19 protein-coding genes are annotated in these 18494 nt (G+C 66.5%); 11 read left to right on the forward strand and 8 right to left on the reverse strand.

Features of this window, described 5'->3' with window-relative positions:
- Nucleotides 1–30: 30 nt before the first annotated feature.
- The 5 genes from hemA to ACN4E0_RS12425 all read left to right on the forward strand — a co-directional run bounded on the left by hemA (nucleotide 31) and on the right by ACN4E0_RS12425 (nucleotide 5988).
- Nucleotides 31–1251, forward strand: a complete 1221-nt coding sequence (gene hemA, locus ACN4E0_RS12405) for a 5-aminolevulinate synthase (protein WP_419568421.1) — start codon at nucleotides 31–33, stop codon at nucleotides 1249–1251.
- Nucleotides 1248–3059 carry a hypothetical protein gene (locus tag ACN4E0_RS12410; RefSeq protein WP_419568272.1) on the forward strand — a complete coding sequence of 604 codons (1812 nt, stop codon included), beginning with the start codon at nucleotides 1248–1250 and terminating at the stop codon, nucleotides 3057–3059. Before hemA ends, ACN4E0_RS12410 begins: the two co-directional genes overlap by 4 nt.
- Before the next feature lie 232 nt (nucleotides 3060–3291).
- Entirely contained in the window at nucleotides 3292–4464 is a 1173-nt protein-coding gene (locus tag ACN4E0_RS12415; RefSeq protein ID WP_419568274.1) for a cell wall hydrolase, read from the forward strand.
- A 61-nt stretch (nucleotides 4465–4525) separates the two neighbouring features.
- On the forward strand, nucleotides 4526–5218 hold the full coding sequence (locus tag ACN4E0_RS12420) for a nitroreductase (RefSeq protein WP_419568276.1): 693 nt from the start codon (nucleotides 4526–4528) through the stop codon (nucleotides 5216–5218).
- A complete protein-coding gene (locus ACN4E0_RS12425) occupies nucleotides 5215–5988 on the forward strand; it encodes a hypothetical protein (RefSeq protein WP_419568278.1) in 774 nt (257 codons plus the stop codon). The genes ACN4E0_RS12420 and ACN4E0_RS12425 overlap by 4 nt, the downstream gene beginning before the upstream one ends.
- On the opposite strand, the gene ACN4E0_RS12430 is transcribed toward ACN4E0_RS12425, so the two are convergent.
- The 6 genes from ACN4E0_RS12430 to ACN4E0_RS12455 form a co-directional block, all read right to left on the reverse strand.
- A complete protein-coding gene (locus ACN4E0_RS12430; protein ID WP_419568279.1) occupies nucleotides 5985–6611 on the reverse strand; it encodes a 2-hydroxychromene-2-carboxylate isomerase in 627 nt (208 codons plus the stop codon). The two genes, ACN4E0_RS12425 and ACN4E0_RS12430, sit on opposite strands and share 4 nt — an antisense overlap.
- Nucleotides 6608–7306: a glutathione S-transferase N-terminal domain-containing protein gene (locus ACN4E0_RS12435; RefSeq protein WP_419568281.1), complete on the reverse strand. Its 699-nt coding sequence runs from the start codon at nucleotides 7304–7306 to the stop codon at nucleotides 6608–6610. Before ACN4E0_RS12435 ends, ACN4E0_RS12430 begins: the two co-directional genes overlap by 4 nt.
- A 121-nt stretch (nucleotides 7307–7427) precedes the next feature.
- Nucleotides 7428–8630 (reverse strand): type III PLP-dependent enzyme, encoded by a 1203-nt coding sequence (locus ACN4E0_RS12440; protein WP_419568282.1) that lies wholly within the window; start codon nucleotides 8628–8630, stop codon nucleotides 7428–7430.
- Between the two features lie 189 nt (nucleotides 8631–8819).
- Nucleotides 8820–9998, reverse strand: a complete 1179-nt coding sequence (locus ACN4E0_RS12445; protein ID WP_419568283.1) for a carboxynorspermidine decarboxylase — start codon at nucleotides 9996–9998, stop codon at nucleotides 8820–8822.
- Nucleotides 9998–10927, reverse strand: coding sequence for a peptidyl-alpha-hydroxyglycine alpha-amidating lyase family protein (locus tag ACN4E0_RS12450; RefSeq protein ID WP_419568284.1), 930 nt, complete (start codon nucleotides 10925–10927; stop codon nucleotides 9998–10000). The genes ACN4E0_RS12445 and ACN4E0_RS12450 overlap by 1 nt, the downstream gene beginning before the upstream one ends.
- A 107-nt stretch (nucleotides 10928–11034) precedes the next feature.
- On the reverse strand, nucleotides 11035–12246 hold the full coding sequence (locus tag ACN4E0_RS12455; RefSeq protein ID WP_419568285.1) for a saccharopine dehydrogenase family protein: 1212 nt from the start codon (nucleotides 12244–12246) through the stop codon (nucleotides 11035–11037).
- 62 nt (nucleotides 12247–12308) lie between these two features.
- On the opposite strand from ACN4E0_RS12455, the gene ACN4E0_RS12460 reads away from it, so the two are divergent.
- The 6 genes from ACN4E0_RS12460 to ACN4E0_RS12485 all read left to right on the forward strand — a co-directional run bounded on the left by ACN4E0_RS12460 (nucleotide 12309) and on the right by ACN4E0_RS12485 (nucleotide 16641).
- Complete coding sequence (locus ACN4E0_RS12460) at nucleotides 12309–13274, forward strand: threonine ammonia-lyase (protein WP_419568287.1); 966 nt, start codon at nucleotides 12309–12311, stop codon at nucleotides 13272–13274.
- Between the two features lie 77 nt (nucleotides 13275–13351).
- A complete protein-coding gene (locus ACN4E0_RS12465) occupies nucleotides 13352–14569 on the forward strand; it encodes a DUF3419 family protein (RefSeq protein ID WP_419568288.1) in 1218 nt (405 codons plus the stop codon).
- The gene (locus ACN4E0_RS12470) at nucleotides 14566–15216 is read left to right on the forward strand and encodes a class I SAM-dependent methyltransferase (RefSeq protein WP_419568290.1); all 651 of its coding nucleotides are present in this window, start codon (nucleotides 14566–14568) and stop codon (nucleotides 15214–15216) included. Before ACN4E0_RS12465 ends, ACN4E0_RS12470 begins: the two co-directional genes overlap by 4 nt.
- Nucleotides 15217–15286: 70 nt before the next feature.
- A complete protein-coding gene (locus ACN4E0_RS12475; protein ID WP_419568292.1) occupies nucleotides 15287–15739 on the forward strand; it encodes an MAPEG family protein in 453 nt (150 codons plus the stop codon).
- Nucleotides 15740–15752: 13 nt separating this feature from the next.
- Nucleotides 15753–16187 (forward strand): MAPEG family protein, encoded by a 435-nt coding sequence (locus ACN4E0_RS12480; protein WP_419568294.1) that lies wholly within the window; start codon nucleotides 15753–15755, stop codon nucleotides 16185–16187.
- A gap of 67 nt (nucleotides 16188–16254) precedes the next feature.
- Nucleotides 16255–16641, forward strand: a complete 387-nt coding sequence (locus ACN4E0_RS12485) for a hypothetical protein (RefSeq protein ID WP_419568296.1) — start codon at nucleotides 16255–16257, stop codon at nucleotides 16639–16641.
- Here the strand turns inward: ACN4E0_RS12485 and trxB are convergent.
- Nucleotides 16638–17627, reverse strand: a complete 990-nt coding sequence (trxB, locus tag ACN4E0_RS12490) for a thioredoxin-disulfide reductase (protein WP_419568298.1) — start codon at nucleotides 17625–17627, stop codon at nucleotides 16638–16640. The genes ACN4E0_RS12485 and trxB overlap by 4 nt on opposite strands.
- Before the next feature lie 61 nt (nucleotides 17628–17688).
- A complete protein-coding gene (locus ACN4E0_RS12495) occupies nucleotides 17689–18468 on the reverse strand; it encodes a tyrosine-protein phosphatase (RefSeq protein WP_419568300.1) in 780 nt (259 codons plus the stop codon).
- Nucleotides 18469–18494 lie beyond the last annotated feature (26 nt).

The following is an 18494-nucleotide window of genomic DNA, read 5'->3' on the forward strand; positions in this document are numbered from 1 at the left end:
CGGGCGGCGCAGCGACGGGCGAATACGCCAGTGAATTACGACCAGATTTTCGACGAAGCGATCTCCCGGCTGCACGAGGAAGGTCGCTATCGCGTCTTCATCGACATCTTGCGCAACAAGGGCGCTTTTCCTAATGCGCGCTGCTTCGCCGGCCACAACGGTCCCAAGCCGGTGACCGTGTGGTGCTCCAACGACTATCTCGCCATGGGCCAGCACCCCAAGGTCATTGCCGCGATGGAAGAGGCGCTGCACGATGTCGGCGCGGGTTCGGGCGGCACGCGCAACATTGGCGGCAACACGCATTACCACGTCCAGCTCGAGGAAGAGCTTGCCGACCTCCACGGCAAGGACGCCGCGCTGCTGTTCACCAGCGGCTATGTCTCGAACGACGCGACGCTCTCCACCGTGGCCAAGCTACTGCCCGGCTGCGTGATCTTCTCGGACGAACTCAACCACGCCAGCATGATCGCGGGCATCCGCAATTCGGGCTGCGAGAAACGCGTCTTCCGCCACAACGATCTCGAGCATCTCGAGGAGCTGCTGGCGGCCGAAGATGCCGAGACGCCCAAGCTGATCGCCTTCGAGAGCGTCTATTCGATGGACGGCGACATCGCCCCGATCCACGCGATCTGCGATCTCGCCGAGACATACAACGCGCTGACCTATATCGACGAAGTCCATGCGGTGGGCATGTACGGCGCCCGCGGCGGCGGCATTTCGGAGCGCGACGAGGCCGCCCACCGGATCGACATCATCGAGGGCACGCTGGGCAAGGCTTTCGGCGTCATGGGCGGCTATGTCGCGGCCGACCGCAAGATCATCGACTGCATCCGCTCCTATGCGCCGGGCTTCATCTTCACCACCTCGCTCAGCCCCGCGCTGGTGGCCGGCGTGCTCGCATCGGTGCGCCACCTGAAGGAATCGAGCGAGGAACGCGAAGGCCAGCAGGCCGCTGCCGAACTGCTCAAGCGCAAGATGCGCGATGCCGGGCTGCCGGTGATGGACAGCGTCACGCACATCGTCCCGCTGATGGTCGGCGACCCGGTGCGCGCCAAGAAGATCAGCGACATCCTGCTCGCCGAATACGGCGTCTACGTCCAGCCGATCAATTTCCCCACCGTGCCGCGCGGGACCGAGCGCCTGCGCTTCACCCCCGGCCCGGCGCACTCGCCCGCGATGATGGACGACCTCGTCGCCGCGCTGGTCGAGATCTGGGACCGGATGGACCTGGAGCTGCGCAAGGCGGCATGACCGGGCAGGGAGCCAAGCGGTTCCCCCCCAGCCGGTTTCCGGAGTTGAGCGCAATCGCGCTGGCGCGAATCCGCCCCTTGTGGTTCCTCGCGCTGGCTGCGGCCATCCTGCTCGATATTTTCGGCACGCTCTATGTGCTGCGCGACGTCTATGACCGCAATACGGCATTTTCCGCGATCAACCTCGTCTCCCAGGTCGAGAACGACGGGAGCGCCACGGTCGAAACGCTGTTGCCGCAATCGGGAAAGCCGGCCGTCACCGCAGGCTCGCGCATAGTCGCGATCGACGGGAAGACCCTCCCCCGCAACGCCAAAATCGCCGATACCGCAGAGGCCATAGCTGGCGCAGGGGCGGCACCCACGATCACCTTCAGCGACGCGGATGGCACGCTCCGGTCGCAGGTCATCGAAAAATCCCCGCGCTATGCGCAGGAGACGCGCAAGCGCGAGGTGCTGAGCCGCGACACGCGCATGGGCCTGCGAATGGCGGTGTCGCTGCTCACCTGCCTTGTCCTGATCGCCTGTGCCGCGCTGCTGGTGCTGCGGCGTCCGCGCGATCCGGTCTGTCTGATGTTCTCGTTCTCTTTCCTGCTCTTTGCGGCGACGGTCGATCCGCCAATGCTGATGTGGATGGGGTTCGGCCTCGGCGGGTGGTACGATCTCGTCTCGACCGCGGCATGGGTCCTGCTGGTCATCGGCATCGCGATATTTCCCGACGGCAGGTTCGAGCCCGCATGGGCGCGCTGGCTGATTGTCGTCGCGCCGTTGGCCGGAGTCCTGCTGAGCATCGACGAATTCCCGCTGCTGGCCTCGGCGGTCATTGCCTTCATCCTGCCGCTGGCCCTGCTGTGGGGCACCGCCATCAAGTACCGGCACTTCGAACCCGGGATCGAACGCCAGCAGCTCAAATGGGCGGGGATGGGCTTCGCCGCCGGACTGGTCAGTGTCGCCATCGCCTTCATCATGGTCGTCGTCGACCCCTACCCCACCGGCCCCTGGCAGCCGATCTACGGACTGGGCGTGCTGGCCTGCTTCGATCTCGGCTTCATGCTCCTGGCGCTGGGGCTGATGATCGCGTTGGTCCGCTATCGCCTGTGGGAAGCGGACCGCGTCATCGGGCGGTCGGCCATCATGGCGGGTGTCGCGCTGGTCATCGGGATCTTGTGGGCGGCGAGCATCGACCTGGTGAAGAACGCGATCGAAATGGCGCTGGGCGAAGACAACAAGACCTTCGCCACCGCGCTCTGCGCCGTTCTCGCGGCGGGTCTGTTCGGACCGACGCAGCAGTTCGTGGTGAAGCACACCAGGAGCCGCTTCGACCGCGACCGCGGCAAGATTTCTGCGCTGCTCGGCAAGCTCTCGGCCTGGCGGGCCTCGGAAGATCCCGATGAAATCGCCATGCGCGCGCTCGCCGCACTCGCCCCTGCGGTCCATTTCGGTTCGGCCGCGGTGCTGGTCGATCGCAAGCTCGGGCGGGAACTGCTTGCGGCGCGCGACGTGGCCGATCCTGAGACGCTGGCCGAACCGGGGGCAGACCTCGCGATCGACCCGCGTTTCGTGTGGCGCTTTCCGCTCGCCGACGAGCATGGCCCGCTCGGCCTGCTGCTGATCGGCCCGCGCAGCGACGCCAACCGCTACAACGAAGACGAACTGGCGAACATCGAACGCGTCGCCGAACCGCTGGCGGAGGCGCTGCGCAGCGCGCTCAAACGCAGAGAGCAGCAGGACAGGATGCGGCGCGAACTCGGCGCGATGGAAGAACGGCTCGCCCGTCTCGAAGGCGGGCCGCCGGGTGCGGCCCCGGCCTAGGGGTTTCCATTCGTCTACCGGCCTGAAAGGATGCGATCTAAGCGAGAGGAGCAGGCGCCCCGATGCAAGCCGCTGACCCCGATTTCCGCTACGCCACCCGCCCGAACTCGATGCCATGCTCGATGGCGACGCGGCGCGCGCCGGGTGATGGAGCGCGTGACGATCGCCGGTGACCGCCCCTATTTCAAGCCCTGAGGGTAGAAGCAGGCGCAAACCGTCCTAGATAATCGCAATGGACGGTCCCGCCCCCGAACCGCGTGCTCCGCGCGATGCCGCTGCCCTGCTGGCCTTCACGGCGCTGATCGCGCTGCCGTTCCTGCTGCTGGCGCTCTTTGCGAGCCCTCCCGCACCGGTCGTCGAACCCGAGGCAAGCGAGACCTCGGTTACCGTGGCGCCGCCCGAGCTTCCCGCCACAGCCAAGGACACGGTCATCCTGTCCGAGCTCGATTCGGACGACGCTATCGCGCGCAACGAGCTCGTCGCCTTCGCCGCGATCGGCCCCGGCAAGCCCCTGCCCTTCGCCTTTCGCGGGAGCGCGGCGGATCGCCTGCGCGCGCGCGACTGCCTGGCCCTGGCGGGCATGGCCGAAGCGGGGAACGACGATGCCGGGCAACGCGCGGTGATGCAGGTGGTGCTCAACCGGGTGCGGCACCCGGCTTTCGCCAAGACCGTTTGCGGCGCGGTGTTCGAAGGCTCGCAGCGCCCGACCGGATGCCAGTTCAGCTTCACCTGCGACGGCTCGCTCGCCCGGCGCTATCCCGATGCCGCGTGGAATTCGGCGCGCGCCCGTGCCGAGGCCATGCTGAACGGTGCGACCGAACCCGCAGTGGGAAATGCCACCCATTTCCATGCCGACTACGTCTATCCCTGGTGGAGCGACCAGCTCGACAAGGTGGCGCGGGTTGGCCCCCACCTCTTCTTCCGCTGGCGCGGCTTCTGGGGCAGCCGCACCGCGCTCTCGGCAAGCTATGGCGGGAACGAGCCCGATCCGCTGCGACTGCGCGAAACCGCGCTGACGGTGGCCGAGGCCAACCCGCTGCCAACCTTGCTGCAGAGCGGCACGGCGGTGCGCAGCATCACCTCAGCCGCGATCGAGCGCCCCACCGAAGCCGCCCCCGCGTCGCCCGGCGCAGGGGTGCATTTCGTGCTCGTCGGGAGCGGCGATTCTCCCGAGGCGCTGGTCGAGCGCGCGCGATCCCTGTGTACGGGCGAAGGCTATTGCCGCGTCCAGGGCTGGAGTGAAGCCCGTGCGATCCCGGCGCGCCTTCCGCTTGACGACGAGGCGCGCCGCACGCTTCGCTTCAGCTTTGTCGCCGCCAGCGCTGGCGGGGCCGAAGCGGTCTTCTTCGATTGCCGGACCTTCCCCGCACCCGCCATCGGCACCTGCCTGCCCGCGAGGCCGTAACGGATTTGGCGCCCCCGATTCGGCGCGCTAATCCTCCTCTCCAACGCAAGGGAGAGAGTGGATGAGCGGCAATCCGGATATGACCTACGAAGAGGTGGTGATGGGCCGCCGGTCGATCCGCGGCTATCTCGACAAGCCGGTGCCGCGCGCGCTGATCGAGGACGTGCTGACAATGGCGATGCGCTCGCCGACCTCGATGAACACGCAGCCCTGGCATTTCCACGTGATCACCGGCGAACCGCTCGATGCGATCCGCAAGGGCAATACCGAGAACATCCTCGCGGGCGTTCCCGACAGCCGCGAGTTCCGCCGCGGCGAACCCTTCGCCGGGGTCCACCGCGAGCGCCAGGTCGGCGTCGCCAAGCAGTTGTTCGGCGCGATGGGGATCGAGCGCGACGACAAGGAGGGGCGGCAGGACTGGGTGCTGCGCGGCTTCCGCCAGTTCGACGCACCGGTCTGCGTCATCGTCGCCTACGACAAGGAACTTTCGGGCAGCGACGACACCCCCTTCGATTGCGGCGCGGTCACCACGGCGCTGGTCAATGCCGCCTGGAGCCGCGGACTCGGCTGTGTGATCAATTCGCAGGGCATCATGCAATCTCCGGTCGTGCGGGAACATGCGGGCGTCCCGGACGATCAGGTAATAATGAAGGCGGTCGCCATGGGGTGGCCGGATGACAGTTTCCCCGCCAATGCCGTGGTGAGCGAGCGCAAGCCTGTGGCCGAGGCGGCGCGGTTCGTGGGGTTCGAATGAGCAAGGATTTCATCGACCTGGGCGACGGCTTCTGGACCGTTCGCGGCAGCTTTCGCATCGGCGGCGTCTTCGATGTCGGGACGCAGTGCTCGCTCGTCCGGCTGGCAAGCGGCAATTTCGTCTTCCTCGACAGCTATACGCTGACCGACGATGTCCGCGCGCAGGTCGACGTGCTGAGCGACGGTGGCAAGAAGGTCGAGGCGGTGCTCAATGTGCACCCGTTCCACACGCTGCACTGCGAATGGATGCACGAGGCCTTCCCGCAAGCAAAGCTCTACGGCACGGCGCGGCACCACGACCTCCTGCCCGACTTGCCGTGGGAGGGCCTGCGTTGCGAAGACGCGGCACTCGCCGACCACTACAGCGGGGACTTCGCTTTCTCGATCCCGCGCGGCGTGCCGCTGGTCTGCGCCGACGAGAGCGTGCATTTCTCCTCGGTCCTCGCGCTCCACCGCGCCAGCGGAACGATCCATGTCGACGATACCTTCGTCTATCTGCGGAAGGGCTTCCCGCTCTCGTTGCTGCCCATCACCGGGCGGCTCGGTTTCCACCCGACGCTGGCCAAGGCGCTCGAACCCCGAGCGGGCGCGGCGGACGAGTTCCGCGAATGGGCGATCGGCCTGGGGATCGACTGGGCCGATGCGCGGCGCGTGGCCGCGGCGCACAATGCAGTGCTCGAACTCGACGGCAAGAAGTTGCCCGATCTGCTCGGCGAGGCGCTCGGCCGGGTCAAGCCCGTGCTCGACGCGCATCGCGCGGAATACGGCTAGGCGAGCGCGGCGACTTTCCGGCGCACCAGCGGGAGCTGGTCGTTGCCGAAATACATGTGCTCCTCGCCCGCCTCGCCGGAGACGAACAGCGTCGGCGAACCATAGGCGCCACGCGCAATCGCTTCCTCGGTATTGGCGCGCAGGCGATCCTTGATCGGCTGGCCGGCGGCCTGGCGGGCAATCGCTTCGCCGTCGAGGCCAGCCTCCGCCGCGACGGCGACCAGTACGGCAGGGTCGTCGAGATTGCGGGCCTCGGTGAAATAGGCCTCGAACGCCGCCTTGGCGAAACGTTCGAGCGCGGGCTGGTCGTTCTCCAGCGCGCAGCAGAACCGCATCGCATAGACCGATTTGAGCGGATGGTGCTCGCTCGGGAAATTCATTCCCACCCCTGCCAGCTCCGCCCATTCCTTGAGCCAGCCGAAGCTGCGCGCCAGCCGCGCGGCATTCTCGGGCTTGCGGCTCTCGTAGACCGCCGGATTGACCGCGTTGAACACTCCCCCGACGAGGAAGGGCCGCCAGCCGATCGCGTAGTCCAGACCCTCCAGCGCAGGCCGGATATTGGCGAAGGCGAGCCGCGTCCACGGGCTCGACAGGTCGAAGAAAAAGTCGATTTTCGCGGTCACTGAACCCGCGCCTTGGCAGTGCCGAACAGGTTCTTGCGCTCTTCCTCGCTCATTGCGCCCCTGCGCGCCATGTCGGCACCCAGCGCCACGCCGCGGCGCAGCCCCTGGCGCTGCTTGAGCGTGTCGTACCAGCGTTTGACGTGGCCGAACTCCTCGAGCGGGATGCCCTGCGCCTTCCACGTCCGCACCCAGGGAAAGCAGGCCATGTCGGCCACGGTATAGTCGGGTCCGGCGATGAATTCTTCCTGCTGCAGCTGGCGGTCCATCACCCCGTAGACGCGCAGCGCCTCGCGGTGGAAGCGCTCGATCGCATAGGGCAGCTTCTCCTCGGCATAGAGGTGGAAATGGCCGTGCTGGCCGAGCGTCGGACCGAGGTGGCCGACCTGCCAGAACAGCCACTGCCGCACGCGCGACAGGCCGCGCAGGTCGGTGGGCAGGAACTTGCCCGACTTTTCGGCCAGATAGAGCAGCACCGCGCCCGACTCGAACACCGTCACCGGCTCGCCGCCATCGGCGGGCGCATGGTCGGTAATCGCCGGGATACGCCCGTTGGGATTGATCGCGAGGTAGTCTTCGCTGTGCTGGTCCCCCGCCGCAAGGTTCACCCAGCGCGGTTCGTAGGCGAGCCCGCACTCCTCGAGCATGATCGCGACCTTCCACCCGTTCGGCGCCGGCGCGGTGAAGAATTCGATCATGCAGCGCTGTCTCCCCTTCTTTCGGCGAGCAGCATTCCGCCGCGACCGTGCCGATGCAAGAAAAAAGCCCCGGCGAGCGCGAGGCTGCCGGGGCTTTGGGATGTCTTCGCGGGCCAGCGGCTCAGCGCAGGCTCACCACATTGTCCGCCGCCGGGCGCTGGCGGCTGCCGTCGTAGAGGCTCGCCATCGGCTCGTCCTCGACCACGATCCGCTCGGCCGCGCCGAAGCCGTTGAAATCGGTCTTCATCGCCGCGCCATAGGCGCCGAGCATGCCGATCTCGATATAGTCGCCGGCCTGGATGTCCTCGGGCAGGACGAAGGGGCCCTGCATGTAGTCCGCATCGTCGCAGGTCGGGCCGTAGAAGGCGAAGTCCATATCGGGCTTGATGAGGTCGTCCTCGAGCGCGCGGACAGGGAATTTCCAGTCCACATGCGCGGCATCGAACAGCGCGCCATAGGCACCGTCGTTGATGTAGAGTTCCTCGCCGCGGCGCTTCTCGACCTTGACGATCAGCGACGAATATTCGGCGCACAGCGCGCGGCCCGGCTCGCACCACAGCTCGGCGTTGTAGGCGATCGGCAAATTGTAGAAGTTCTGGTGGATGATCTGGAAATAGTCTTCCAGCGGCGGGGGCTCCATCCCCGGATAGACCGAGGGGAAGCCGCCACCGACATCGATCATGTCGATGACCACCGAGGCCTCGCCGATGGCGACACGCACGCGTTCGAGCGCCTGGACATAGGCGAACGGCGTCATCGCCTGGCTGCCCACATGGAAGCACACGCCAAGCCAGTCGGCATGCTGGCGCGCCTGCTGGAGCAGCGCGGGTGCCTCGGTGAGGTCGCAGCCGAACTTGCTGGCGAGGCTCAGCTCGGAATATTCGCTGGAGACGCGCAGGCGGATGCACAGGCGCAGGTCCTGCGCCGGCTCGCCATCCTCGTCACGGCAGGCGTCGACGATCTTTTCCAGCTCCTCGACCGAATCGAGGCTGAAGGTCTTCACGCCATGCGTGTGATAGGCCTCGCGGATCGCACTGGGCGCCTTGACCGGATGCATGAAGCACAGCGTGGCCTCGGGCAGCGCGCGGCGCACCAGACGCACCTCGGCGATCGAGGCAACGTCGTAATGCGTTACACCGTTGTCCCACAGGATTTGGATGAGATCGGGCGAGGGATTGGCCTTCACCGCATAGAGCGACTTGCCCGGGAACTTCTCGACGAAGAAACGGGCCGCGCGCGCAGCAGCGTGCGGGCGGTTCAGGATTACGGGCTCGTCGGGCGCGAGAGCGCGAACTACGGACCGGGCGTCAGGAAAATGCGGCAACTCAAGGGACCCCCAAAACGGTTAGGTTTCAGACAAGGCTGCCTTGCGGTTCGAGTCCCCTTGGGGCAGCGGAGCGGCGCAAATAGGGGATATGCGCAAGAAAGCAAGCGGATTCGGCGCCTGCGGCCTGTCGGTTTTCACAGGAACAAAGGTTCGCGCGGCCCTGCGTTCCGGGGATCGACCGAGCGATCAGCTCAGCCGGTCGCGGAAGCTCTCGTAACCGAATTCCTTCACCAGTTCGAGCTGGTCGGTTTCGCTGTCCCAGAGGTAGATGCTGGGCAACTGGACGCCGTTGAAGGTGTTGGTCTTGACCATCGAGTAATGCGCCTGGTCGAGGAAGGCGAAACGCTTGCCGACCTCGGCCCCGCCCTCGAAGCGGTAATCGCCGATAACGTCGCCCGCGAGGCAGGACGGCCCGCCGATGCGCACCGCGGGCACCTCGTGATCGGTGCTCTCGCCAAGCATGGCCGGGCGATAGGGCGCCTCGATCACGTCGGGCATGTGGCAGGTCGCCGAAATGTCGGCCACCGCGACCGGCACCTCGTTATAGCCGGTGTCGAGGATCGTCCCGACGAGGATGCCGGCGTCGAGCGCCACCGCCTCGCCCGGTTCGAGGTAGATTTCGGCGCCGGTGTCGTCCTTGGCATCGCGAAGGAACTCGACCAGTTCCTCGCGCTGGTAGTCGGCGCGGGTGATGTGGTGGCCGCCGCCCATGTTGATCCACTTGAGATGGCCGAACCAGGGTTCGATCGCATCGAACACCTTGTCCCAGGTCTGGTGCAGCGGTTCGAAATCCTGCTCGCACAGATTGTGGAAATGGATGCCGTCGACCTGCTCCATGATCTCGGGCGTCAGCTGGTCGAGCGGGAAGCCGAGGCGGCTGCCCGGGCTCGAGGGATCGTAGCGCGGCACCTCACCGGTCGGGTGCATCGGGTTGATGCGCAGGCCGACGTCGAAATCCTGCCCCGCCGCACGCGCCTGCTCGAGGATCAGCGACGCACGCTCGAGCTGACCGGGCGAGTTGAAGATCACGTGGTCGGACAGGCGGCAGACCTCTTCCAGCTCGTCGGGCTTGTAGGCGGCCGAATAGGTCGCGATCTCGCCGTCGTAGAACTCGCTCGCCAGCCGCGCCTCCCACAGGCCCGAGGTGCAGACCCCGTCGAGATACTCGCCGATGATCGGCGCGGTCGACCACATCGAGAAGGCCTTGAGCGCGGCGAGCACCTTGATCCCCGCCGCGTCGCGGATGTCGGCCAGCACCTGGCAATTGGCGCGGAGCTTCGCCGCGTCCACCACGAAGGCCGGGCTGTTGACGCGGCCCAGGTCGAAATGCGCGAAGGCGCCCGGATCTCCGGCTTTGGTTTCCATCAGTGGTCTTTCGTTCGTTGCGCCAGTTCGAGCGCCAGCACGCGGCGCCCCTCGACATCGGCGACATAGATTGTGCCGTCGGCGCCGATCGCAAGGTCATGGCCTTTGGTCGGCCCCGGTCCGCGCGCGTCGAGAATGCGTTCGACCGTCCCGTCGGGGCGCCACACGCGGATGATCGCGCCGGTGCGCTCGCCCGCATCGCGCCCCTCGAGCGAGACGAAATAGCCCTGCCCCAGCGGCTTCACCGCATAGGGGTAGCCGGGCGTGTCGAGACTTTGCAGCAGGCGGCCCGCCTCGCTGTAGATCCGGATCCGGGCGTTCTCGCGATCGGCGACATAGACCTTGCCGTCCTTCACCGCGACCGCATGCGGGATGGCCAGTCCGCCGCTGCCCGAACCTTCGTGGCCCCATTTCGCGAGGTAGTGTCCCTCGCGGTCGAAGACGATGATGCGCGAATTGACGTAACCGTCTGCGACGAAGACCTTGTCGCCGTCGAAGGCGACATCGGCGGGACGTCCGAAATGCGTGTGATCGGCACCCGAGACGCCGCGCTCGCCCAGCGTCATTTCGAGCGTGCCGTCGTGCGAGAAACGCAGCAGCTGCTCGCGCTGGACATCGGTGATCCACACCTTGTCCTCCGCGTCGACCGACAGGCCGTGCGGCATCACCGTCTCGCCCGCGCCCCAGCGGGCGAGCAGCTTGCCGTTGCGCGCGAACATGGAGACCACCGGCTCGGCGATCGGATCGGACGGGAACGGTTCTTCCCACACCCGCCCGGCACGCTGGAGGACGAAGACATGCCCGTGGCTGTCGGTATCGACCGCGCTCACATCGCCCCAGGCGTTACCCTCGGGCACCTGCGCCCAGTCGGCATCGACCTCGGCCCGCGGGGCATTCTCGGGCGGTGCCTGCCGGCCGCAGCCTGCCACGCAGAGGCAGGCAGCCAAAGCGAGAAGCTTGAGGCTTCCCGGCAATCCGAAGCGAACCGGGACGGAACGCTTCGCATCGCTCGCAATGGCTGCAACTGGCCGCAAGACTAGAACTCGACCGGGCCGTCGAGCTCCTTCACCTGCCACGGCAGGCCGTGGTCGCCGAGCATTTCGAGGAAGGGATCGGGGTCCATTTCCTCCATGTTGAACACGCCCTTGCCGCTCCACTTGCCGGTCACCATCATCGCGCTGCCGACCATGGCGGGCACGCCCGTGGTGTAGGAAACCGCCTGGTTGCCGGTTTCCTCGTAAGCCGCCTCATGGCTGCAAATATTGTTGATGTAGAAGGTCTTCTCCCCCGAGCCGTCGAGCGCTTCGCCGGTCGCGATGACGCCGATATTGGTGTTGCCCTTGGTCGTCTCGCCCAGCGTTTCGGGCTTGGGCAGGACCGCGGCGAGGAATTGCAGCGGGATGATGTCCTTGCCCTGGTAGCGCACCGGGTCGATCCGCGTCATGCCGACATTCTGCAGCACGGTCAGGTGCTTGATGTATTCATCGCCGAAGGTCATCCAGAAGCGCGCGCGCTCCATCTCGGGGTTGAACTTGGCGAGGCTCTCGAGCTCCTCGTGATACATCATGTACATGTTCTTGGGGCCGACGCCCTCGAAGTCGAATTCGACCTTCTTGCCCATCGCCGGGGTCTCGACGAATTCGCCGTTCTCCCAGTGGCGCGCGGGCGCGGTCACTTCGCGGATGTTGATTTCCGGGTTGAAGTTGGTGGCGAAGGCCTGGCCGTGATCGCCGCCGTTGCAGTCGAGGATATCGAGCGTGCGGATCGTCTTCAGCTTGTGCTTCTTGAGCCACATGGTGAAGACGCTGGTCACGCCCGGATCGAAGCCCGAGCCGAGCAGCGCCATCAGTCCGGCGTCCTTGAAGCGGTCGTGATAGGCCCATTGCCAGTGGTATTCGAACTTGGCCTGGTCCTTGGGCTCGTAATTGGCGGTGTCGAGATAGGCGACGCCGGCCTCGAGGCAGGCGTCCATGATCGGCAGGTCCTGATAGGGCAGCGCGAGATTGACCACCAGTTCGGGGCCGAGCTTGCGGATCAGATTGACCATCGCCGGGACTTCCTCGGCGTCGATCTCGTAGGTCGCGACATCGACGCCGGTGCGCTCTTTCACGCTCGCGGCGATGGCATCGCATTTCGACTTGGTGCGGCTCGCAAGGTGGATTTCCGAGAAGATATCGGGATTCATCGCCATCTTGTGGACGCAGACCGAGCTGACGCCGCCGGCACCGATCACGAGGACTGTCGACATTTTTCCATTCTCCGAATTCGATTCTTGGCGGGTCCCCTAGCGAAATGCGTTAAGGCCGCCAAATGATCCGAGACGATATGCGCGAACCGACCGCCACGGGCACCCTCGCGGCGCTGCAAAGCCTGCAGCAGATCGGCCTGCCGATGACCCCGCTGCTCCCGGTTGAGATCGCGGGAGTGCAGTGCTGGGCCAAGGCCGAGGTGCTTCAGCCCGTGGGCGCGTTCAAGATCAGGGGCGCGTGGTGGCGCCTGGTCAATCTCGACGCAGAAGAGCGCAAGCGCGGCGTCGTCGCGGTATCCTCGGGCAACCATGCCCAGGGCGTCGCCTGGGCCGCCCGGCGTCTCGGCATCCCGGCAGCCATCGTCATGCCGCGCAACGCGCCGCAGGTGAAGCTCGAGGCGACCCGCGCGCTGGGCGCCGAAATCATGCTCTACGAACGCCCCGGCGAGGACCGCGACGAGGTGGCGGCGAAGCTGGTCGAAGAGCGCGACGCGGTGCTGGTCCATGCCTTCGGTGACCCCTGGGTCATCGAAGGCCAGGGGAGCGCCGGACACGAAGCGCAGGCGCAGTTCGGCACGGGACGGCGTCCCTCGCGCTTCATCGTCTGCTGCGGCGGCGGCGGGCTCGCCGCCGGCCTCGCCCTCGCCTGCCCGCATGCCGCAATCCACGTGGTCGAACCGCAAGGCTGGGACATGGTCGGCCAGTCGCTTGCCGCAGGCGAGATCGTGCGCGTCGGCGCCAACCCGCCTGCAACCATCTGCGACGCGCTCCAGCCCGATGCGACCAAGCCGATCAACATGGGCGTGCTGCAGGGCCGCGCCGAACCGGGCGTCGCCGTCACCGACGAGGAGGTGCGCGCGGCGCAGCGTTTCGCCTTTTCGAAGCTGCGGCTGGTGGTCGAACCCGGCGGGGCCGCGGCGCTGGCTGCGGCGCTGGCGGGCAAGGTCCCGGTCGACCAGGACACGGTGATCATGCTCACCGGCGGTAACACCGATGCCGCGAGCTATGCGGAGACGCTGCAGGGCTGACCCGCGCGGACCGTCACAAGAGCGACACGCGCAGGACCTAGGGGCGACCGGAGATCGTAGCTTCAAGGCGCGCGTGCATGGCGGTAGTGGCGAAACGGATCATCGACGACGCGGTGGTCCGCAAGGACGCGAAAGCGGGCGAGAAGCTGCTCGACAAGGCCTTCGCGCTGGCCTTCAAGGGGCTGGTCTACCCGCAGATCTGGGAAGATCCGGTGGTCGACATGGATGGCCTCGAGATCGGCCCGGGCATGCGCGTGATGTGCATCGCCAGCGGCAGCTGCAACGCGCTGTCCTATCTCACCGCCGACCCCGCCGACATCGTCGCGGTCGACCTCAACCGCGCGCATGTCGCGCTGGGCAGGCTCAAGATCGCCGCGATCCGCCACCTGCCCAACTACGAGCGCCTCCGCCGCTTCCTCGCCGAGGCGAACCACAAGGAAAACGCCGCGATCTACGCCAAGCATATCGCGCCGCATCTCGACCGGGAGAGCGTCAGATACTGGGAAGGTCGCGACCTCACCGGCCGGCGGCGAATCGGCCATTTCACCCGCGGGATCTACCGACAGGGGCTGCTCGGCGGCTTCATCGGCATCGCGCATCTCGCGGCGAAATTCTATCGCATCGACCTCGCCCGGGTCCTTGCGGCAGACTCGCTCGAGAAGCAGCGCGAAATCTTCGAGGCCGAGTTGGCGCCGGTCTTCGACAAGCGCTTCGTCCGCTGGTTGACCGACCACCCCGCTTCGCTGTTCGGGCTCGGCATCCCGCCCGCGCAGTACAAGGCGCTGGCGGGCGGCGAGAAGATGGCTGCGGTGCTCAAACGGCGGCTCGAAAAGCTCGCCTGCGGCTTTCGGGTCGAGGACAATTATTTCGCCTGGCAAGCCTTTTCACGTGGCTACGACCGCGCGCCGACCGGGCCTTTGCCGCCCTATCTCGAGCGCCGCAATTGGCCGGTGATGCGCGAGCGAATCGACCGGCTCGATATCCGCAACGCCAACATGGTCGACTATCTGCGCGGCAGCGAGGCGGCGAGCCACGACCGCTACGTCCTGCTCGATGCGCAGGACTGGATGGACGATGGCCAGTTGACTCATCTGTGGGCGCAGATCACGCGCACCGCGCGTCCCAAAGCCCGCGTGCTGTTCCGCACGGCCCGAGAGCCGAGCCTGCTGCCGGGCCGGCTGTCGGAGGCGCTGCTGGCGCGCTGGGCCTATCGCGCGGAAACCTCCGCCGCGCTCACCGCGCGCGACCGTTCGTCCATCTATGGCGGGGTGCATCTCTACGAGTTCGCCGGATGAGCGCGGCGCAAGCTGCAGGCCATGCGGCGCTGATGGACGGCATCTATCGCGGGCAGCGGCATATCTACGACCTGACGCGCAAATACTACCTGTTCGGGCGCGACGGATTGATCGAGGAACTGAATGCCCCTCGCGGCACCAGCGTGATCGAGATCGCCTGTGGCACCGGGCGCAATCTCGCCGCCATCGCGCATCGCTGGCCGGGAACGCAGCTCTACGGTCTCGATATTTCGCGCGAAATGCTCAAGAGCGCGCGGACGGCACTGGGCCATTGCGCGCAACTCGCCCAGGGCGATGCCTGCGGGTTCGACGCAGAGGCCGCCTTCGGCCATGCGCATTTCGACCATGTCGTGCTGTCCTATTCGCTGTCGATGATTCCCGACTGGGAAGCCGCGCTCGGCCAGGCCGCGCGGCTCGTTGCGCCCGGCGGATCGCTGCATGTGGTCGACTTCGGCACGCTCTCGCGGATGCCCGTGCCGCTGGCGCGCGCCCTCCGCGGTTGGCTCGCACGATTCCACGTCGCGCCGCGCACCGACTTGCACGAGGCGCTCCTGCGGATCGGTGCCGGCCACTCGCTCGCTTGCCATTTCGAAAACGGGCCGTGGGACTATTTCCAGCGCGCGCGCCTGCACCGGCCGCGGGAGTAGGTGGCAATTGACAAGCGGGTGCCGGGTCAGCACTCTCGCCGCCCAGGGTCGAGAGGGGGAGGATTCACCAATGCAAGCTCAGATGCTCGCGCCGGCGGCGGTGCTCGTGGCGTGGTCGCTCGTCATGCTGTTCTGGATGGCGTTCACGCGCTTTCCGGCCATGTCCAAGAGCGGCATGGACCTCAAGAATGCCAAGCCGGGCGGTCGCGGTCAGGATCTCGAAGGCGTGGTGCCGGACAATGTCCAGTGGAAGTCGCACAACTATGCGCACCTCATGGAACAGCCGACGATCTTCTACGCCGCCGTCGTCATCATCGCGCTGATGGGGGCGAGCGCCACGGATGCACTGTTCGCCTGGATTTATGTCGGGCTCAGGATCGTCCACTCGATCTGGCAGGCTACGGTCAACAAGGTGTCGGTCCGCTTTCCGCTTTTCGTGCTCGGGACGCTCGCGCTGCTCTATCTCGCCTGGCGCGCGATCGCGCTGACGCTGTTCAACGATCCCGGCCTCGCGCCGGCCTGATGGGACAAACCCGATGATCCACTCGCAAATCTTCCAGCCCGTCGTCGCGCTGATGGCGTGGACCATGGTCATGTGGCTGTGGATGTACGCCACCCGCATCCCGGCGATGTCGAAGGCGGGGCTCGAACCCAACCAGGCGCGCCAGACCAAGGTGCTCGACGACACGCTGCCCGCCGAAGTCCAGTGGAAGGCGCACAATTACAACCACCTGCACGAGGCGCCGACCGTCTTCTACGCCGTCGCGCTGCTGCTGGCGATGATCGGCTGGGGCGACGGCATGAACGCGCTGATCGCGTGGATCTACGTCGGCCTGCGCGTGATCCACTCGTTGGTCCAGGCGACCGCCAATGTGGTGATGGTGCGTTTCGTGCTCTACGCGCTGTCGAGCCTCGCACTGATGGCGCTGATCCTGCACGCCGCGATCGCGGTGTTCGACATCCACCTCTAGGTGCTTTGCCCCTTCGCCCGCAGGCGCGAAGGGGACACCGTGAGTAGAGGTCGATGGGGGGATGACGATGATTTCGACGAATCTGTCGCGGCGCGCCGCGCTGATGGGCTGCGTCCTGCTGCTCGCGGGCTGCGGGGAAAGCGATTTCACCACGGGCAAGTGGACCACCACGACAATGCCCGACTTCAACTGTCGCGGAAATCTCGACGTGCTCGTGGTCGGCGAGGACCGCATCCAGTATGCCGCGCTCGGCCAGGTGCGCGGCGACTGGGACTCGCTCAAGACGCAGTACCGGCAGGACGGCGCGCTGATCGACAAGGGCAGCGCGGGCGAAATCTTTCGCTTTCGCGAGGAGAGCGACGGGGGGGTGACGCTGGAAGACGCCCCCGCGACCGTCGCCCTGTCGTGGCAGCTCCCGCGCGAAATCGTCCGCTGCGGAACCGCAGAGGGTTAACCCGCCACGGCTTCCTTGGCGGCATGGGCGTGACCGTCGGCGTCGATCTCGAGATGGGCGAGGAAGCGCTCGGCATCGAGCGCGGCCATGCAGCCCATCCCGGCCGCGGTGACCGCCTGGCGATAGACGTGATCGGTCACGTCGCCGGCGGCGAAGACGCCCGGGACCTCGGTCTTGGGTGATCCCGGCTCGGTCAGCAGATAGCCGCTCTCGTCCATCGGCAGCTTGCCCTTGAACAGCTCGGTCGCCGGGGCATGGCCGATGGCTACGAAGGCGCCGTCCGCATCCAGCGTGCTGGCGTCGCCGGTCACCGTGTCGCGCAGGTTGAGATGGTGCAGCGCGCCGTTCGGGCCAGCCTCGAAGCTTTCGACCGTCTTGTTCCAGATGACGCTGATCTTGGGGTGGTTGAGCAGGCGTTCCTGGAGGATCTTTTCCGCGCGCAGTTCGTCGCGGCGGTGGATCAGCGTCACGTCGTCCGAATGGTTGGTGAGGTAGAGCGCCTCCTCGACCGCAGTATTGCCGCCGCCGATCACCGCGACCTTCTTGCCGCGGTAGAAGAAGCCGTCGCAGGTCGCGCAGGCCGACACACCCTTGCCGCCCAGTTCCATCTCGCCGGGCACGCCGAGCCACTTCGCCTGTGCACCGGTGGCGATCACCAGCACGTCGGCGATATATTCGTCGCCGCTGTCGCCCACCGCCTTGACGGGCGAGCCGCCCGCGACATCGACATCGACGATCGTGTCCCACATCATCCGCGTGCCGACATGCTCGGCCTGCTTCTGCATCTGCTCCATCAGCCAGGGGCCCTGGATGACGTCGGCGAAGCCGGGATAGTTCTCGACATCGGTGGTGATGGTCAGCTGGCCGCCGGGCTGGAGGCCCTGCACCACGATCGGCTCCATCATCGCGCGCGCGCCATAGATGGCGGCCGAGTAGCCTGCAGGGCCCGAGCCGATGATGAGCATCTTGGTGCGATGGGTAGCCATGTCGTCAAATCCGTCAGTCTGAATAGGTGTCGCGGCTATATGGGAACCGCCGGCCCGAGAGTCACGCCACGAAGCGTGCAATCAGCGCATCGCGCAGTGCGTCATCCACACCTATCGCGCGCTCGAGATAACCGTCTAAACTGCCGTGGCGCTCGCTCGCGATCCCGAGATAGCGATCGAGATATTCCTCGCGCACGCCGAGCAGGTCCCTGGCCGCACCCTCGTCGAGCTTGCGGCCGAGACGCGCCTCGATCCCCGGGAGAGACTGCCGCGCGAGGATCTCGAAGGTCGGGCTCTCGTTGGTGCGCAGGAATTCGCGCCGCTGGTCGTCTTCCGACACGCCGAGAATGTGCAGCAGCATGGTGGCCGCCACGCCCGTCCGGTCCTTGCCGGCATAGCAGTGGACCAGGCTCGCTCCGTCCCGCTCGGCAAGGATGTTGAGATAGCGGCCGAACATCTCGATCATCGCCGGATTGTCGGGCATCCGGGTATAGACCGCCAGCATTCGCTCGCGCGCGAAGTCCGCTGCGGTCATTTCCGGATCGATATCCATATGCGGCGGGCTGCTGGTGGTCTCGCCCTCGTAAAACACCACCTCGCCATCGAACCCTTCGACCCGGCGACAGGGATTGGCCGAACGCTCGCTCTCGCCGCGCAGATCGATCACCGTATGGATGCCGAGCGGGGCGATGGCGGCGAGATCCTCGTCGGTCGCCTCGACATGATGACCCGAGCGGTAGAGCAGGCCGGTGCGCACCTGCCCCCCGCCCTTCGTTCTCCAGCCGCCGTAATCGCGGAAGTTGTGAATGCCCTGGGTTTCGAGAAATGGGTCGCGAATCATGTGCGCGAGCGTGGCAGCGCCGCGTG

It is taken from the genome of Qipengyuania sp., assembly GCF_048550555.1.
Classification (GTDB): Bacteria; Pseudomonadota; Alphaproteobacteria; order Sphingomonadales; family Sphingomonadaceae; genus Qipengyuania.